General features: G+C 68.8%; 19 protein-coding genes. 6 read left to right on the forward strand and 13 right to left on the reverse strand.

Features of this window, described 5'->3' with window-relative positions:
• Positions 1 to 45: 45 nt before the first annotated feature.
• Genes DBV14_RS19675 through phnG form a run of 7 tightly spaced genes read right to left on the reverse strand, consistent with a single transcriptional unit; the run spans position 46 to position 5,879 of the window.
• Positions 46 to 1,200 carry an alpha-D-ribose 1-methylphosphonate 5-triphosphate diphosphatase gene (locus DBV14_RS19675; RefSeq protein WP_124461199.1) on the reverse strand — a complete coding sequence of 385 codons (1,155 nt, stop codon included), beginning with the start codon at positions 1,198 to 1,200 and terminating at the stop codon, positions 46 to 48.
• Positions 1,197 to 1,910 carry a phosphonate C-P lyase system protein PhnL gene (gene phnL / locus DBV14_RS19680; RefSeq protein WP_124461201.1) on the reverse strand — a complete coding sequence of 238 codons (714 nt, stop codon included), beginning with the start codon at positions 1,908 to 1,910 and terminating at the stop codon, positions 1,197 to 1,199. Before phnL ends, DBV14_RS19675 begins: the two co-directional genes overlap by 4 nt.
• Positions 1,907 to 2,695 carry a phosphonate C-P lyase system protein PhnK gene (gene phnK, locus DBV14_RS19685; protein WP_124461203.1) on the reverse strand — a complete coding sequence of 263 codons (789 nt, stop codon included), beginning with the start codon at positions 2,693 to 2,695 and terminating at the stop codon, positions 1,907 to 1,909. Before phnK ends, phnL begins: the two co-directional genes overlap by 4 nt.
• Positions 2,692 to 3,570, reverse strand: a complete 879-nt coding sequence (locus tag DBV14_RS19690) for an alpha-D-ribose 1-methylphosphonate 5-phosphate C-P-lyase PhnJ (RefSeq protein ID WP_124461206.1) — start codon at positions 3,568 to 3,570, stop codon at positions 2,692 to 2,694. The genes phnK and DBV14_RS19690 overlap by 4 nt, the downstream gene beginning before the upstream one ends.
• Positions 3,567 to 4,697: a carbon-phosphorus lyase complex subunit PhnI gene (locus DBV14_RS19695; RefSeq protein WP_124461208.1), complete on the reverse strand. Its 1,131-nt coding sequence runs from the start codon at positions 4,695 to 4,697 to the stop codon at positions 3,567 to 3,569. Before DBV14_RS19695 ends, DBV14_RS19690 begins: the two co-directional genes overlap by 4 nt.
• A 1-nt stretch (position 4,698) precedes the next feature.
• Complete coding sequence (gene phnH / locus DBV14_RS19700; RefSeq protein WP_124461210.1) at positions 4,699 to 5,379, reverse strand: phosphonate C-P lyase system protein PhnH; 681 nt, start codon at positions 5,377 to 5,379, stop codon at positions 4,699 to 4,701.
• On the reverse strand, positions 5,376 to 5,879 hold the full coding sequence (phnG, locus tag DBV14_RS19705) for a phosphonate C-P lyase system protein PhnG (RefSeq protein ID WP_124461212.1): 504 nt from the start codon (positions 5,877 to 5,879) through the stop codon (positions 5,376 to 5,378). Before phnG ends, phnH begins: the two co-directional genes overlap by 4 nt.
• 75 nt (positions 5,880 to 5,954) lie before the next feature.
• Between phnG and phnF the strand changes: the two genes are divergently transcribed.
• Genes phnF through phnN form a run of 3 tightly spaced genes read left to right on the forward strand, consistent with a single transcriptional unit; the run spans position 5,955 to position 7,994 of the window.
• Positions 5,955 to 6,710, forward strand: a complete 756-nt coding sequence (phnF, locus tag DBV14_RS19710; protein WP_124461214.1) for a phosphonate metabolism transcriptional regulator PhnF — start codon at positions 5,955 to 5,957, stop codon at positions 6,708 to 6,710.
• A complete protein-coding gene (locus DBV14_RS19715) occupies positions 6,703 to 7,437 on the forward strand; it encodes a DUF1045 domain-containing protein (RefSeq protein ID WP_124461215.1) in 735 nt (244 codons plus the stop codon). The genes phnF and DBV14_RS19715 overlap by 8 nt, the downstream gene beginning before the upstream one ends.
• Entirely contained in the window at positions 7,434 to 7,994 is a 561-nt protein-coding gene (phnN, locus tag DBV14_RS19720) for a phosphonate metabolism protein/1,5-bisphosphokinase (PRPP-forming) PhnN (RefSeq protein ID WP_124461217.1), read from the forward strand. The genes DBV14_RS19715 and phnN overlap by 4 nt, the downstream gene beginning before the upstream one ends.
• A 24-nt stretch (positions 7,995 to 8,018) precedes the next feature.
• On the opposite strand, the gene DBV14_RS19725 is transcribed toward phnN, so the two are convergent.
• A complete protein-coding gene (locus DBV14_RS19725) occupies positions 8,019 to 8,921 on the reverse strand; it encodes an SDR family oxidoreductase (protein ID WP_221621906.1) in 903 nt (300 codons plus the stop codon).
• 54 nt (positions 8,922 to 8,975) lie between these two features.
• The gene (locus DBV14_RS19730) at positions 8,976 to 9,854 is read right to left on the reverse strand and encodes a helix-turn-helix transcriptional regulator (RefSeq protein WP_124461218.1); all 879 of its coding nucleotides are present in this window, start codon (positions 9,852 to 9,854) and stop codon (positions 8,976 to 8,978) included.
• Between the two features lie 83 nt (positions 9,855 to 9,937).
• Between DBV14_RS19730 and DBV14_RS19735 the strand changes: the two genes are divergently transcribed.
• On the forward strand, positions 9,938 to 10,609 hold the full coding sequence (locus DBV14_RS19735) for a glutathione S-transferase (RefSeq protein ID WP_124461220.1): 672 nt from the start codon (positions 9,938 to 9,940) through the stop codon (positions 10,607 to 10,609).
• Positions 10,610 to 10,629: 20 nt separating this feature from the next.
• Here DBV14_RS19735 and DBV14_RS19740 read toward each other — a convergent pair whose 3' ends face one another.
• A complete protein-coding gene (locus tag DBV14_RS19740; RefSeq protein WP_124461222.1) occupies positions 10,630 to 11,538 on the reverse strand; it encodes a LysR substrate-binding domain-containing protein in 909 nt (302 codons plus the stop codon).
• 133 nt (positions 11,539 to 11,671) lie between these two features.
• Here DBV14_RS19740 and DBV14_RS19745 point away from each other — a divergent pair, with 133 nt between their 5' ends.
• Positions 11,672 to 12,991 carry an MFS transporter gene (locus DBV14_RS19745; protein ID WP_124461224.1) on the forward strand — a complete coding sequence of 440 codons (1,320 nt, stop codon included), beginning with the start codon at positions 11,672 to 11,674 and terminating at the stop codon, positions 12,989 to 12,991.
• 47 nt (positions 12,992 to 13,038) lie between these two features.
• Positions 13,039 to 14,145 carry a M14 family metallopeptidase gene (locus DBV14_RS19750; RefSeq protein ID WP_124461226.1) on the forward strand — a complete coding sequence of 369 codons (1,107 nt, stop codon included), beginning with the start codon at positions 13,039 to 13,041 and terminating at the stop codon, positions 14,143 to 14,145.
• A 40-nt stretch (positions 14,146 to 14,185) separates the two neighbouring features.
• Here DBV14_RS19750 and DBV14_RS19755 read toward each other — a convergent pair whose 3' ends face one another.
• The 3 genes from DBV14_RS19755 to DBV14_RS19765 all read right to left on the reverse strand — a co-directional run bounded on the left by DBV14_RS19755 (position 14,186) and on the right by DBV14_RS19765 (position 15,834).
• Positions 14,186 to 14,983, reverse strand: coding sequence for an enoyl-CoA hydratase/isomerase family protein (locus tag DBV14_RS19755; RefSeq protein WP_124461229.1), 798 nt, complete (start codon positions 14,981 to 14,983; stop codon positions 14,186 to 14,188).
• A gap of 57 nt (positions 14,984 to 15,040) precedes the next feature.
• A complete protein-coding gene (locus DBV14_RS19760; protein ID WP_260397135.1) occupies positions 15,041 to 15,436 on the reverse strand; it encodes a hypothetical protein in 396 nt (131 codons plus the stop codon).
• Between the two features lie 125 nt (positions 15,437 to 15,561).
• Positions 15,562 to 15,834, reverse strand: a complete 273-nt coding sequence (locus DBV14_RS19765) for a DUF2164 domain-containing protein (protein WP_124461233.1) — start codon at positions 15,832 to 15,834, stop codon at positions 15,562 to 15,564.
• Between the last annotated feature and the right edge of the window lie 223 nt (positions 15,835 to 16,057).

The following is a 16,057-nucleotide window of genomic DNA, read 5'->3' on the forward strand; positions in this document are numbered from 1 at the left end:
GACGCTGCGGCGACACTTCGGCGACGAGCGCGTGTCACTTCGGTTTCAGATGACGCGGCGCCCTTCGCGCCATACGCCGCGCACCAGCGGATGCCGCACGCCGCCGGGCAAGGTGCACATGCGCACCTGCACCAGGTCCGCGCGCAGCCCCGCTTCGAGCGCACCGCGGTCTTGCAGCCGCGCGGCGCGTGCAGGTGCCTGCGTCACCATGGACACGGCCTGCGGCAGCGTGACGAGTGCATCGTCCACCAGCCGCATCGCCGCGCCCAGCAGGCTGCTCGGCACGTAGTCGGACGAAAGAATGTCGAGCAGGCCGTCGCGCGCCAGGTCGGCCGCCGCCACGTTGCCCGAGTGCGAGCCGCCGCGCATCACGTTCGGCCCGCCCATCACGTTGGCCAGGCCATGCGCACGCGCCGCGCGCGCCGCCGCCAGCGTGGTCGGAAACTCCGACATGCTCGCGCCCTCGGCGTGAGCCTGCTCCACATGCGCCACCGTGGTGTCGTCGTGGCTGGCCAGCGCAATGCCGTGGGTGCGGCAGTAGTCGACGAAGTGCCGGCGGTGCGGTTGCGCGTACGCGGTCTGCAGCCGGCCCGAATCGGCCACGCGCATTTCGAACTTGCTGTCGCTCCAGCCCTTCTTGCCGGTGTAGTACACGCGCGCCAGCTCGATGTCTTCCCATTGGCGCTGGCCCGGCGTGTGGTCCATCAGCGAAATCAGCGACAGCCGCGCATGCCCGCGAAACGGCTCGAACAGCTCGATGGTGTTGGGCGCGGGCAGCTCGCAGCGCACGTGCAGGTGATGGTCGGCGCGCAACAGGTCTTGCGCGGCGCAGGCATCGAGCATCGAAAGCGTGGCGCCCCAGGTGCTGCCGCGCAGGCTCTCGGGGTCGGCCTCGCCCACGCCGAGCGCATCGAACACCGTGGTAATGCCCGCGGCAGCCACCTCGGCGTCGTGCGCCAGCAGCGCCGGCAACGGGTTCCAGTGCACCTTCGGGCGCGGCATCAGGTGGCGCTCGAAGTTGTCGGTATGAATCTCGACCAGGCCCGGCAGCAGGTAGTCGCCGTCCAGGTCGATCGAGCCTTCCGCGCTCGGGCCGCCGTGAATCGCATCGATGCGCCCGCCAGCCACCGACAGCGAACCCGACACCACCTCGTCCGGCAGCACCATGCGTGCATTCGAAAACACCATGCGCGCGCTCATTGCTGGCTCCTGAATTCGCCGACGTTGACGCGGCGCGTGGCCACCGCGGCCCCCACTTCCGCGTCGTGGAAGATGCCGACCGTGGCGGCGCCGCGCGCCGTGGCCTCGCGGATCAGCGCGATGACCGTGTCGGTGTTGGCCGCGTCCAGCGACGCGGTGGGCTCGTCGAGCAACAGCAGCGGCTTCGGCTTGATCATGTTGCGGGCGATGTTGATGCGCTGCTGCTCGCCACCGGAAAAGGTGGCGGGCGGCAGGTGCCACAGGCGCTCGGGAATGCGCAGCCGCGTGAGCCAGCGGCGCGCCTCTTCGCGCGCGGCCTCGATGCCGGCGGGGTCGTCGCCGGCGTCTTCGGCCAGCGGCTCGGCCACCACGTCGAGGGCCGGCACCCGCGGGATCACGCGCAGGAACTGGCTCACGTAGCCGATGGTGTCGCGGCGCAGCCGCACCAGCTCGCGCGGCGTGACCTGCGTCACGTCGACCGGTCCGTCTTGCGACTGCACGGTGATGTGGCCCTGGCTCGCGCGGTAGTTGGCATAGATGAGCTTGAGCAGCGTGCTCTTGCCCAGGCCCGAGGCGCCGTCGAGCACCACGCATTCGCCGGCCGAGACGCTCAGCTCGACCTGGTCGAACACCGACAGCTCCAGCTGGTTCTGGTGGTGCAGCGTGAAGCGCTTGGCCACGCCCTGGATGTGAAGCAATGGAGTCGTCATGGGGTGAGCACCGAAGAAACGAGCAATTGGGTGTAGGCGTGCTGCGGGTCGTCCAGCACCTGGTCGGTCAGGCCCGACTCGACCACGCGGCCGTGCTGCATCACGACCATGCGGTGCGCGAGCAGGCGCGCCACGGCCAGGTCGTGCGTGACCACGATGGCGGCCAGCTGCATCTGCCGCGTGAGCTGGCGCAGCAGGTCGAGCAGGCGGGCCTGCACCGACACGTCGAGCCCCGAGGTCGGCTCGTCCATGAACATGAGGCGCGGCTGCGTGACCAGGTTGCGCGCGATCTGCAGGCGCTGCCGCATGCCGCCCGAGAAGGTGCGCGGCGCGTCGTCGATGCGCTGCGGATCGATCTCCACGCGCTGCAGCCATTCGGCGGCGGTGGCACGCAGGCGTCCGTAGTGGCGTTCGCCCAGGCCCATGAGCCGCTCGCCGACGTTGGCGCCGGCCGACACATCCATGCGCAGGCCATCGGCCGGGTTCTGGTGCACGAAGCCCCAGTCGGTACGGGCCAGCAGGCGCTGCTGGGCTTCGGTCATCGAGAAGATGTCCTGCAGCCCGCCGCCGCGCACCTGGAACTCGACGCTGCCGGCATCGGGCTTGTCGCGCGCCGCGATGGCGTTCAGCAGCGTCGACTTGCCGGAGCCCGACTCGCCGACCACGGCCAGCACTTCGCCGGGCCACAGATCAAAGGATGCGTCATGCAGCGCCACGCGGTCGCCGTAGCGCTTGCCGATGCCGCGCACGCGCAGCAAGGGAGGATGGGAAAGTGCGGCGTTCATGCGGTGGCCTGTTCTTCGGGTGCGGCGGCTTGCGCGGCCGGCACTTGCTGGCGCGACTGGCAGTAGTCGGAGTCCGAGCACACGTGCATGCGCGAGCCCCGGTCGTCGGTGATGATTTCGTCGAGAAAGCTGTCGGTCGCGCCGCACAGCGCGCAGGGTTCGTCCCAGCGCTGCACCTCGAACGGGTGGTCGTCGAAGCCCAGGCTCTCGACCGGCGTGTACGGCGGCAGCGCATAGATGCGCTTTTCGCGGCCCGCGCCGAAGAGCTGCAGCGCGGGGTTCATGTGCAGCTTGGGGTTGTCGAACTTGGGAATCGGCGACGGCGACATCACGTAGCGGCCATTCACCAGCACCGGGTAGTCGTAGGTGGTGGCGATGTGCCCGTAGCGCGCGATGTCTTCGTACAGCTTCACGTGCATCAGGCCGTATTCGGCCAGCGCATGCAGCGTGCGCGTGGTGGTTTCGCGCGGCTCCAGCCGCTGCATCGGCTCGGGCACCGGCACCTGGTACACCAGCACCTGGCCTTCGGCCAGCGGCGCTTCGGGAATGCGGTGGCGCGTCTGGATCAGCGTCGCCTCGGTGGTGCGCGTGGTCGTCTCCACGCCCGTGGTGCGCTGGAAGAAGCGGCGGATGTTGACCGCGTTGACGGTGTCGTCCGAGCCCTGGTCGATGACCTTGAGCACGTCTTTCGGCCCGATCACCGCGGCCGTGACCTGGATGCCGCCGGTGCCCCAGCCGTAGGGCAGCGGCATCTCGCGCGAACCGAAGGGCACCTGGTAGCCGGGAATGGCCACCGCCTTCAGGATGGCGCGGCGGATCATGCGCTTGGTGCGCTCGTCGAGGTAGGCGAAGTTGTAGGTGGTGGCTGTGGTCATGGCTGTTCTCCCGTGGCTTCTTCCTCGTTCCCGCGTGGGGTCGCGCGCATCTTTCGCACGAGCTCCAGCTCGGACTGGAAGTCGACGTAGTGCGGCAGCTTCAGGTGTTGCACGAAGCCCGAGGCTTCGAGGCTGTCGCTGTGCGAGAGCACGAATTCCTGCATCTGCGCGGGCGCCTCGATGGCCTCGCCCAGTTCTTCGGCGCGCAGCGCGCGGTCGACCAGGCTCATGGCCATGGCCTTGCGCTCGCTGTGCCCGAAGGCCAGGCCGTAGCCACGCGTGAACTGCGGCGGCTCGGTCTTGCTGCCGGCGAACTGGTTCACCATTTCGCATTCGGTGAGTTCCATGTCGCCGATGGAAATGGTGAAGGGCAGCTCTTCGGGCGCCAGCTCCAGCTCGACGCTGCCGACGCGGATCTCGCCGACGAAGGGATGGCTGTGCGAATAGCCGCGCTGCGTCGAATAGGCCATGGCCAGCAGGAAGCCTTCGTCGCCGCGCGCCAGGTTCTGCAGGCGCGTGGCGCGGTCGGCGGGAAAGCGCAGCGGCGTTCGCGTGAGGTCGACCGGCGCGGGGTCGCCGGGCGGCACCTCGTGGGTTTCGATCAGGCCTTCGTGGTTCAGCAGGTCGACCACGCGCGGTGTGACGGTGGGCGAGGTGGCTGCGTTGGCGGCATTGGCGCCGGTGCGCGTGGCGGCCTGCGCCGAATCGGCATTGGCCGCGTTCGCCAGCAGCGTGAAGTCCAGCAGGCGCTGCGTGTAGTCGTAGGTCGCGCCCAGCACCTGCCCGCCCGGCAGGTCCTTGAAAGTGGCGGAGATGCGGCGGTCGAGCTGCATGCGCGCGGTGTCGAGTGCCACACTGGTGCCCAGCCGCGGCAGCGTGGCGCGGTAGGCGCGCAGCAGGAAGATGGCCTCGACCATGTCGCCCGCCGCCTGCTTGATGGCCAGCGCGGCCAGCTCGGGGTCGTACACCGAGCCCTCGGTCATCACGCGGTCGACCGCGAGCTTGAGCTGCGCGCGGATCTGCGCAACCGACAGCTCGGGCGTGCCCGTGTCGCCGCGGCGTTGTTCGGCCAGCAGCTCGTAGCTGCTGAGGATGGCGGCTTCACCGCCCTTGACGGCAACGTACATCTCAAGCCTCCCCTTCTTCGGTGCGCGCTTCGATGCGCGCATCGATGTGCGTGGTGCGCGGCAAGCCGACGATCTGTTGCGGCGCGGCCAGGAACAGGTCGATGCCGCGCGGAAACCCGGCGTGATTGGCAGCCCACTGCACGGTGAAGGCCGAGTCGCCGGGGCGCGGAAGGCCGCCGACTTCGATGCGCGTGCTGTGCTGGATGCCGGGGCCGCGCAGCGTCCAGGCTTGTGCGTTGGCTGCATTAACGTCGCTGCCGTCACGGCCTTCGCTCAGTGCGGCCACGTCGAGCACGCAGGTGGCCGACTGGTCGGGGTAGGCATCGCTGCCGTGGGCAAAGCGCTCGAGCGCCGGGCACTCGTCGCCCTGCGCGACCCACGCGAACTGCGCCTGGTCCGGCGCATCGACCAGCACGCAGCCGGTGTGAAAGCGCAGCCATGCGGCGGCATCGCTGGCCGCCAGCGAGGGCGAGAGCCACAGCGTGCAATCGGGATCGAGCAGCGCCAGCAGCAGCGCGGCCGATGCGGGGTGGCCGCGCGATGGCGTCTGTGCGTCGTGCGGCAGCGCGGTCACGCGGCCGGGGTGCGACAGCGCCTGCAGCGCCGCGCGAAACACCGACTGGCTGCCCAGTGCCGCGTCGGAAAAACCGGCGCCGAGTTTCGAAAGGTCGTGGGTGTTCATTCGTCGCCCTCCTCTTCGTCGGCGACACCGGCTTCACGAGCCACGGTGAAGAACTCGACCTTGCTGCTCTGCGCGCGGGCATGGCGCCTTGCGCGTTGCAGCGCCAGGTGGCGGCGCACCGGCACCAGCAGTTGGGTGTTCAGCAAGGCTTGCTGTTCGGGGTCTTGCAGCAGCGCATCGGCCACGGCGGCCAGTTGCGCCTGGCGGTGCGAGCGGCCCAGCACGTAGGCCACGCCGACCGCATCGGCGCCTTCGCCCAGGCGAAGCGCGCAGCGCGTCACCGTGACCTCGCCCACGTTGAATCGCTCGCCGGTGCCGCCGGCGCGGCCCTGCACCATGACCAGCCCGGTTTCGGGCGGACGCAGCCAATGCGGCGTGTGCTGCGCATGCGCACCCAGAGCGGGCTCCAGCAGTTCGAGCGGTGCCCGTGCCAGCGTTGCCATCCACTGCGCCCGGTCGAGCGGATGTGCGGCCGGTTCCGTGTCAAAAGCATGAAACATGAAAGTGATATTCTGAAAGTTGTATAGACAAATTGAACAACCGGCGCGAGCTTAGAGAGCGCACAAGACGACTTCATGACAACCACAACAAGTTCTTCCGCATCGCTTCCCGCGCGCCCCGCTCGCGACAGTTTCTGGACCCGCATCGCCGCCGACCTCGCCGACGCCATTGCGCGCGGCGTCTATCCGCCGGGCCAGCGGCTGCCTTCCGAACACGCGCTGGCCGAGCAGTTCGGCGTCAACCGCCACACCATCCGCCGCTCGCTGGCCGACCTCATCAGCCAGGGCCTGCTACGCGCGACGCAAGGCAGCGGCACCTATGTCGAAGAGTTCGCGGTCGACATCGCACTGGGCAAGCGCCCGCGGCACCACCAGCGTCTGGCGCAGGCCGGCTTGCGTGGCGCACTGCACGTGGTGACCGCCAGCACCGTGCGCGCCACCGCCGCGCAAGCGCGCGCGCTCGACGTTGCGGCGCGCAGCACGCTGCTGTGCATGAACCTGATCGGCGACGCCGAAGGACAACCGCTGCACTTCAGCGAGCGCTTCTTTCCGCTGCCGCGCTTTGCCGGGCTCGAGGCCGTGGTGCGCGAAACGGGCTCCATCACGGCCGGCTTCGCGGCGCATGGCGTGGACGACTACACGCGGCGCGAGAGCCGCATCACCGCGCAGATGCCCGAGGCCCCGGTGGCCACGCAGTTGCGCCAGCCCGTGGGCCGGCCGGTGCTGTTCGTCGAGAGCGTGAACGTGGACACCGCCGGCGTGCCGATCGAATACGCGCGCACCTGGTTTGCCGGCGACCGCACCACGCTGACGGTGAAGCACGATGAATGAGCGCCACGCCCCTTCGATGCGCCGGGCGCATCGCTACGCGGCCTACTTCGCGCCCACCATCGAAAGCCCCTGGTGGGAGGCCGGCAGCAATTGGCTGGGCCGGTGCGCGGCCAGTGGCCAGGCCAGGCCGCAACCGGTCTTCGACGGACTGCCCGCCGAACTGCAACGCAAGGCCACGGCCGCGCCCCGGCGCTATGGCTGGCACGCCACGCTTGCCGCGCCCTTCACGCTGTGGCCGCACATCGAGGAAGCCACCCTGCGCGATGGCCTGCAGACGCTCTGCCAGGCCTGGGAGCCGTTCGACATGCCGCCGCTCGAAGTGGCGCTGCTCGATGATTTTCTTGCGCTCGTGCCCGCGCAACCCAGCCCGGCGTTGCACGCGGTGGCCGGTGCCTGCGTGACGGGCCTTCATGCCTTTGCCGAGCCGCTCTCGCCCGCCGAACTGCAGCGCCGCCGCGCGGCCGGCCTCACGCCCGAAGAAGACGTGTTGCTGGTGCGATGGGGCTACCCCTTCGTGCTGGAGCGCTTCCGCTTCCACATGTCGCTGACCGGTTCGCTGCGCGACACCGAACCCGCCGCGGTGGACGCGTTGCGCGCGGCGGCGCAGCAGTATTTCGCGCCGCTGCTGGCGGCGCCGCCCTTGCGCTTCGAAGCCATCAGCCTATTTGCCGAACCCACGCCCGGTGCCGACTTCATGTGCCTGGCGCAGATGGAGCTGGGCCAATGAGCGGGCGGCTCGTGTACGTGGCCGGCCCCTCGGGCGCCGGCAAGGACAGCCTGCTCGCATGGCTGAAGAACCAACTGGCGCCCGACGCGCCGGTCGCCTTCGCGCGGCGCACCATCACGCGCGCCGCCACGGCGGACGGCGAGCAGCACGACAGCATCGACACCCACGGCTTTCTGCAATTGCGCGAAGCCGGCGCCTTCGGGCTCCACTGGGAAGCCAATAGCCTGTGCTACGGCGTGCGCCATGCCGAGCTGCCACCGCAGCGCGGCAGCGACGTGGTGATCGTGAATGGATCGCGAGCCTACCTGCCGGAAGCGGCGCGCCGCTATCCGGACATGACGGTGGTGCACATCACGGCCAGTGTGCAAACCCTGCGGGAGCGCCTCATGGCGCGGGGCCGCGAATCGGCCGACATGGTGGAGGCACGGGTGCGGCGCGCGCTCGACTTCCGCATGCCTGCGGGCCTTGCCACCATCGAGATCCACAACGACCAGCAGGGACTGGCCGAGGCCGGGGCACAGCTGGCGCGTGCGCTCGGGCTGGCAGCCGTCGCGTAGCGCACGCCGGCCGGCCGGCCTGGGCTACATCTCGAAGGCTTCGACCTGCCGCCCATCGATGTCGGTGAAGCCGTATTCGCGGGCCAGGTCGGCCACGCGCAGCACTTCGCCGCTCTTGCCCAGCACCTTCGAATCGCCCGCCAGCGCCACGACCGCGCGGCCCAGGTAGCGCGGCGATTCGGTGCGCGCCAGCGCCGGGCGTTCCTGCCAATGCGCCTCGTCGGTCTTGTGGCCCGCGAGCACGAACTCCGTTCGCATCCAGCCGGGCGACACCGCGATGGAAGCGACGTTGTGCGCGCGCAGGTCTTGCGCCATGCCGAAGGCCAGCCGCGTCATCGAGGCCTTGGCCAGGTCGTAGAAAAGGCTGCCGCGCAGGTAGTGGCCGCGGTCCCAGAAAGTGGTGGTGAGCATCAGCCCCTTCTTCTGGCGCACCATCAGCGGTGCGGCGCAGCGGCTGGCCACGAGGTGGTTGCGCACGCCGCGGTCGAACATCGAATCCCAGTTCGACAGCGGGTGCTCCCAGAACGGCGCTTCGAACACGCCGTTGAAAGTCTCGTGGCCGCCCCAGGCGTTGTTGACCAGCAGGTCGAGCCGACCGGCATCGCGTTCCACGCGCGCAAAGAGCGCCGCCACTTCTTCTTCGCGGGTGTGGTCGCAGGGCACGGCAATGCCGCGCCCGCCCATGCGGTTGACCTCGTCGGCGGTGTCGTCGATGCTGCCGGGCACTGCTTGCATGTCCGACAGCGCCAGCAGTTGGCCGTAGGTGTCGGCCGGGTGTTCGCGCGTGCTGCGCCCGGTCACGTACACGGTGGCCCCGGCGGCACCCAGTTCCTGCGCGATGCCGCGGCCCGCGCCGCGGCTGGCACCGGTCACCACGGCCACGCAGTCCTTCAATGGACGGTGGCCGTTTTCGTTGTTCTGCATCATGTGCGGTTGCTCCTTCTGTCTGCCTGCATGAGAGCCGACGAAGATAGTGCGGGCTCAGCGCGCCGTCTTGGAAGAACCCGAAACGGCATGGCCCATGAACTCGGTCGGCGTGACGCCGCAGAGCGCGCGGAACTCGTTCACCAGGTGCGACTGGTCGTAGAAGCCGCTGTCGAGTGCCACATCGGCCCATGCGGGCGAAGAAGGCTGCAGGCGCAATGCACGCAGGCAGCCATGCAGCCTCGCGAGCCGGCTCCATGCGCGCGGCGACAGCCCGGCATGCGCTTGAAAGAGCTGCTGCAAACGCCGCTCGCCAACGCCGACGGCGGCGGCTACCTCGCGCAACGGCCGGCGCCCACCCGATGCGGCGATGAGTTGCGCGGCGCGCATCGCGGCTGCCACGGGCTGACTCTTGGTATCGCTGCCGGCGAGCCGTCGTTGCAAAGCCGCATGCAGCAACGCCACGCGCGCCGCATCGTCTGGCGCCTCGGCCATGCGCGCCAGCAGTTCGCTGCCTTCGCCGTGCCACAACGCATCGAGGTGCACGGCGCCGCCGCTGATCTCCCCGGCCGGCATGCCCAGCAAGGCCGCCGCCGCGCCGGGGCGCAGCGTGACGGAGAGCCCTTCGACACGCCGGCGCATGCGCACCACGACCGGTGCGGCCGATGCACCGATGGCCTCAACCGCATACCCCTCGCCATCATCGGCGGATGGCGCATCGCCGAAATTGAAGACCAGCCGCACCGCGCCGTCGGGCAGCACGCGCTCGCGCATCTCGTGGCCTTCGGCAAAAGTCTCGCGGTACATCAGGATGTGCGAGACATGCCGTTGCAGCGACTCGCACACCGGGAGCGCGCGCAGCGTGCCGGCGGGCACGCCCGACTCCGGTCCGTGCAACGGATCGTCGTCGAGGCGAAGAAAGAGGCGTTCGGCCATGGCCGCCCATTGTGATGAAAACCCCGCCGGCGCGCGAGCCAGCCGCAGTGCCTGAAAATCGGCCGCTTCGCCCGCACATCCGAATGCCCACTGCCGCCCTCCCCGTTCTCTATTCGTTCCGCCGCTGCCCTTATGCGATGTGGGCAAGGCTCGCGCTCGTCGCAAGCGGCCAGCGCTGCGAGTTGCGCGAAGTCGTGCTGAAGAACAAGCCGGCCGACATGCTGGCCGCATCGCCCAAGGGCACGGTGCCGGTGCTGGTGACGCCAGAAGGCGCGGTGCTCGAGCAAAGCCTGGACGTGATGCGCTGGGCCCTGCAACGCAACGACCCGCAACGCTGGCTGCAACCCGACGCGGGCACGCTCGAAGACATGCTGGCGCTGGTGGCCACCTGCGACGACGAGTTCAAGCCGCAGCTCGACCGCTACAAGTACCCCGGGCGGTTTGCTGACGAGGACGCACAAGGTTCCGCGGCCCGCGAGCGCGGCGCCCGGTTCCTGCGCGAACTCGAAGCCCGGCTTTCTGCGACGGCACACCTGGCGGGCACGCACGCCACATTGGCCGATGCCGCCGTCATGCCCTTCGTGCGCCAGTTCGCGATGGTCGCGCCCGCATGGTTCGATGCCCAGCCCTGGCCCCGCCTGCATGCCTGGCTGTCGGGCTGGACCGCCAGCGATCTGTTCGCACGCGCGATGCACAAGTACGCGCCGTGGCCGGGCGGCGGTGAAGCCGGCGTCGACTTCCCTCCTTCGCTGTAGCGGACCAGGTCCGTTCAGTCCTAAGCCGCCATCGCGGCTTCGGACGCCCGCTGCACGCACTCCACGAAGTGCTGCGCCGCCGGCGTCAGCAACTGCCCCTTGCGCTTGATGACGCACACGTTCAGCGTCGGCAGCGTTTCGCGGATGTCCACGCGGCAGATGCCGTGGCGCTTGAAGGTGAGCTTGACCAGCGGCTCGACGAACAGGCCGATCAGGTCCATGTGCCCTACCAGCCCGAGCGCCACCGTGACCGATTGCCCCTGTATGACGCGCGTCGGCGGCGGCAGGCCCAGCGGCATGAACAGCGGCGCCACCGAGTCGCTTCCGCGCTGGTCATGGTCGTCGCCCGGCAAGATCCATTCGGCGTCGTACAGCTCCTTCAGCGAGCGGCTCGCGCGCAGCGGGTGGCGCTCGCGCAGGCCGACCACCAGCTGCACGGGGAACAACTCGATCGCCTCGAACTGCGGATCGAGCCGGCCCGGCACCACGTGCGCCACCGCAAAGTCCAGGTAGCCATCGCGCAGCCGCGCCAGCATCCACGGCAGCACCGCCTCGCTGAACTGCACATCGACCGCGGGCAGCCGCGTGTGGAAGTCCTTGAAAGCCGCGGGCAGCACGGTCAGCGCGAAAGAGGCGCTCACCGCCAGCGAGATGGAGCCGGTCGCGCCGTCGCGTATCTGCGCAATTTCGTCGCGCGCGCGCTGCATGTCGGACAGCAGCAGCCTCGCCCTGGGCGCGAAGGCCCGGCCGAACTCGGTGAGCCGCACGCCCTTGACGCTGCGCTCCACCAGCGGCGCGCCGACCTCGCGCTCCAGCTCGCGCACGATCTTGGTCACGGCCGGTTGCGAGATGCCCAGCACGCGCGCAGCGGCCCGGATACTCATCTGCTCGACCACCGCCACGAAGGCGTGCAGCTGGTTGGGTTTCATGAAAACCAAAAGTTATCTTTAACGCCCAATTATTGTCTTTTCATGACAGCTGCGAGTCTCTAGCATCCGGCGCGGTCGGGGCGTAGATACCTTCGGCCGACATCCTCGAAAAGCAAAGACACACTGGAGAGACATGAGCACCCCAAGCAAGCAGCCCCCGACGTCCGCGCGCAGGCGCCAGACCATCGTGGCCACAACCATCGGCAACGGGCTGGAGTTTTTCGACTTCACGGTCTACGGCTTCCTGGCCCTGGTGATCGGCAAGCTGTTCTTTCCGACCTTCAATTCGTACGGACAGCTGCTGCTGACGGTGGCCAGCTTCGGTGTCGGCTTCATCATGCGGCCGCTGGGCGGCATCGTCATCGGCGCGTACGCCGACCGCGCGGGCCGCAAGAAGGCCATGACGCTCACCATCTTCCTGATGGCCCTGGGCTGCGCGCTGATCGCGTTCACGCCCACCTACGCGAGCATCGGCGTCGCGGCGCCGATCATCATCGTGGTGGCCCGGTTGATCCAGGGCTTCTCGGCGGGCGGCGAAGTGGGCGCCTCGACCACGCTGCTGGTGGAGCACGCCACGCCGGCCAACCGCGGCTACATGGCGAGCTGGCAGTTCGCGAGCCAGGGCCTGGGCGTGCTGATGGGCGCCGTGGTGGTGGGCGCGCTGACCGTCTCGCTGTCTACCGAGGCCATGCAGAGCTGGGGCTGGCGCGTGCCGTTCATCCTGGGCATGCTGATTGCGCCGGTGGGCATGTACATCCGCCGGCACCTGGAAGAGTCGCTGCACATCTCGCCCGAAGAAGCCGCCGCGCCGCGCCGCCAGAGCAGCCTGGCGATCGTTTGCACGCAGCACGGCAAGACGGTGCTGGCCGCCATCCTCGCGCTGGTCGGCGGCACCACGGCCGCCTATGTGGTGACCTTCTACATGCCGACCTACGCCGTGCGCGAGCTTGGCCTCACGCCATCGGTGGCGCTGATCGGCGCCGCCATTACCGGGCTGATCTCGTTCGCGCTCGCGCCCTTCGTCGGCAAGCTGTCGGACGTGGTGGGCCGCAAGCCGCTGATCTTGTGGAGCCGCGTGGCGCTGGCGATCGTGATCTACCCGGCCTTCCTGTGGCTCAACGCCTCGCCGACGCCAACCGTGCTGTTCGTGGTGCTGGCCGCGCTGAGCGTGGGCCTGGTGGCGCAAACGGTGCCGGGCATCACCATGCTGCCCGAGATGTTCCCGAAGGCGGTGCGCGCCAGCGGCATGTCCCTGGTGTACAGCGTGGGCGTGGCGCTGTTCGGCGGCTTTGCGCCCTTCGTGAGTACCTGGTTGGTCAATGCCACCGGCAGCAAGCTCGCGCCGGCCTGGTACCTGGTCGTGATGACGGTGGTTTCGCTGCTCGGCCTGCTCTGGCTGCGCGACCACACCGGCCGCGACATCGACGCCGCCAACGCGCACGCGCCGGCCTGATTCGCGACCTTAGCGCCCCACATTTTTCGGACAGGAGCCCACATCCCATGCAAACACAACAACGCACCGCCGCCACCCGTTATTTTTCGGGCACGTATGTCGAAGCCCGCGCCAAGTTTCTCGAGGCCGCCGCCCAGCGCGGCGCGGCCATTGAATCGTTCGTGCTCGAAGCGCACCGCGGCGCGCTCGGCGAAGAGCTGGCCACCGACGTGGCACTCATCGGCGCGAAAGACGCGAAGAAGGTACTGCTGGTGACCTCGGGCACGCACGGCCCCGAAGGCTTCTGCGGCTCGGGCGCGCAGGTCGCCACGCTGAACGACGCCGACCTGCTGGGCCGGCTCGAACAGGCCGGCGTGGCGCTGCTGCTGGTGCACGCGGTCAACCCGCACGGTTTTTCGCACCTGCACCGCACCAACGAAGACAACATCGACCTGAACCGTAACCACATCGACTTCAACGCGCCGCTGCCGGTGAACGCCGGCTATGCCGAGGTCGAGCCGCTGGTGCTGCCCGCCACGTGGCCGCCGACACCCGCCGACGACGCAGCCGTGGGCGCCTACATCGGCAAGCATGGCATGACTGCCTTCCGCGCGGCCGTGACCAAGGGCCAGTACACCTCGCCCGACGGCCTGTTCTACGGCGGCACCGCGCCGTCGTGGAGCAACAAGACCATTCGCGCCATCTTGCGCAAGTACGCGGCATCGGCCACGCACCTCGGCTGGATCGACGTGCACACCGGCCTGGGCCCCTACGGCCACGGCGAGAAGATCTACCCGGGCCGCAACACGCCCGAAGACCTCGCGATGGCGCATGCCTGGTGGGGCGCCGACGTGTTCGCGCCCTTCGCCGGCGATTCGGCCTCGGCCGACGTGTCGGGCCCCGTCATCTCGACCGCGTACGACGAATGCCCGAACGCCCGCGTCGCGCCGATGGGCCTGGAGTTCGGCACCCTGCCCGACCTGGAAGTGCTGCTTCGCCTGCGCGCCGACACCTGGCTGCGCCGCTACCCCGAGGCACCGGAAGCGCAGAAGCGAGAGATCCGCGCGCAGCTGCGCGACGCGTTCTATTGCGACAACGAGGAGTGGAAGGGCATGGTGCTGGGGCAGACGCGTGTCGTGCTGCTGCAGACCCTGCAGGGCTTGCGCAAGGCCTGATGCCGAAGAGTCCGGTGGGTGCCGGGCTTCGTATTTTTCTTCAGCCGAAGTTCGGCGCACGCCGTTCGCGCAGCGAGGCCACGCCCTCGCGCACGTCGGCGCCCGCGAAGCCCATGAATTCGAGCGCCAGCGAGGCGTCGAAGGTCGGTCCGGCCTGGCGCAGCCAGTTGTTCAGCGCGTACTTGGTCAGGCGGATCGCGCTCTGGCTGCCGGCCGCGAGACGGTCGGCCACTTCATAGGCACGCGGCAGCAGGTCGGCCTCGTCCACCGCCAGCGACACCAGGCCGATGCGCTCGGCCTCTTCGCCGCTCACCGGCTCGCACAACAGCAGGTGGTACTTGGCCTTGGCCATGCCGCACAACAGCGGCCACACGATGGCCGCATGGTCGCCCGCCGCCACGCCCAGGCGCGTGTGGCCATCGACGATCTTCGCGTTCTTCGTGGCGATGGAAATGTCGGCCAGCAGCCCCGCCACCAGCCCCGCGCCCACCGCCGGGCCATGCATGGCGCTGACGATCGGCTTGTCGCAGTTGATGATGTTGTAGACGAGGTCGCGCGCTTCTTTCCACACGCGCTGGCGCACCGCGTCGTCGGTCGTCATGTCCTGCACCATGGCCAGGTCGCCGCCGCCCGAGAAGCCCTGCCCTTCGCCCCGCAGCACCGCGCAGCGCACCGTGTCGTCGGCCGACACGTCGCGCCAGATCTCGGCCAGCTCGCGATGGCCGTCATGGCCCGCCGTGGGCAGCTTGCCGTTGGTGGCGCGCATCTGGATGTCGAGCACCGCGCCGTTGGCGCCCCGGCGCGTGATGGCAAGGGTCTGGTAGCGGGTGTAGTCCATGGTGCTGATGTCTCTTTCGTGTGGCCGGTGGCCTGGTCGTGCGACCGCCTGTTCCGGCTATTTCTTGGCGGCCACTTCGCGGCAGCGCTTCACGTTGGCATCGAAGCGCGAGGCCAGGCCGGGCTCGCATGCGTCGTCGGACGGCATGAGCCGGCACATGCCGACCACGGCGTAGTCCATGACTGCCGCCGTGCACATCGGGTAGGCCGCGAGGTCGGGGTTGGCCGTGGCCTTGAAGCCCCAGCGTTCTGAGAACTGCACGGTGCGGGCCATGGCGCCATGGAAGAAGCTGCGGTCCTTGGCGGCAATGGCGGCCTCCATGCGCGGCAGCTCCTCGTTGAGGTAGCCGACGGAGTCCAGCGGAAAGGCGGCCGGGTCTTGCTGCGCGGAGGCGAGCGAGGCGGCCAGCACAAGCGGCAGGACGGCAAGGGTGCGCGGCAAGGAGCGAAGCATGGCGCGAAGGGGCGTGCGGTGGTGTTGCATGGCTTCGGATTCTGCAACGTTTGGAAGCATTTTTGAATTCGCGGCGATGCGTGGGCGCTACGCCGGGGCTTGGGCACCGTCGAGACAGGCGGTGTCTAGCGTGCTTTTTTCTGCTTGTCGAACTTGCGCCAGTACTGGAATTCGTCTTCGTGCACTTCGAGGTCGACTTCCGAAAGGCGGGACTGGAGGCGCTCCTGGACGTCGGTGACGGCCTTGTTGTAGACGACGGGGCCGACTTCTTCGAGAAAGAAGCCGAGCAGTGCGCCGGCACCGATGTTGCCGATGGGCTCTTCCATGTTCTCGCGGAAGTAGCGCTCGATGGATGTGATGGCTTGTTGGCGCGCTTCTTTCGATATCTCGATGGTCATTGCGGTCTCTCTCCAAGGTTCGGTTTGTCGATTGTGCCGGGGCTGTTCTTCAGGGCGAGTGCGACTGACACCGGGTACTCCCCTCCGCGAATGTCCCCCGCTTCGCTCCTCCTTTATTTCGCTGCGGGGAGCACCCGATGCCATTCTCACATGGACACGCTCTGAGTGCTTCGCTGATCAACCAGTGCTCTGAACTCGCTCACGCTGGCGGTGTGCTCTGCGC

The sequence above is a fragment of the Variovorax sp. KBW07 genome (assembly GCF_003852515.1).
GTDB lineage: Bacteria > Pseudomonadota > Gammaproteobacteria > Burkholderiales > Burkholderiaceae_C > Variovorax.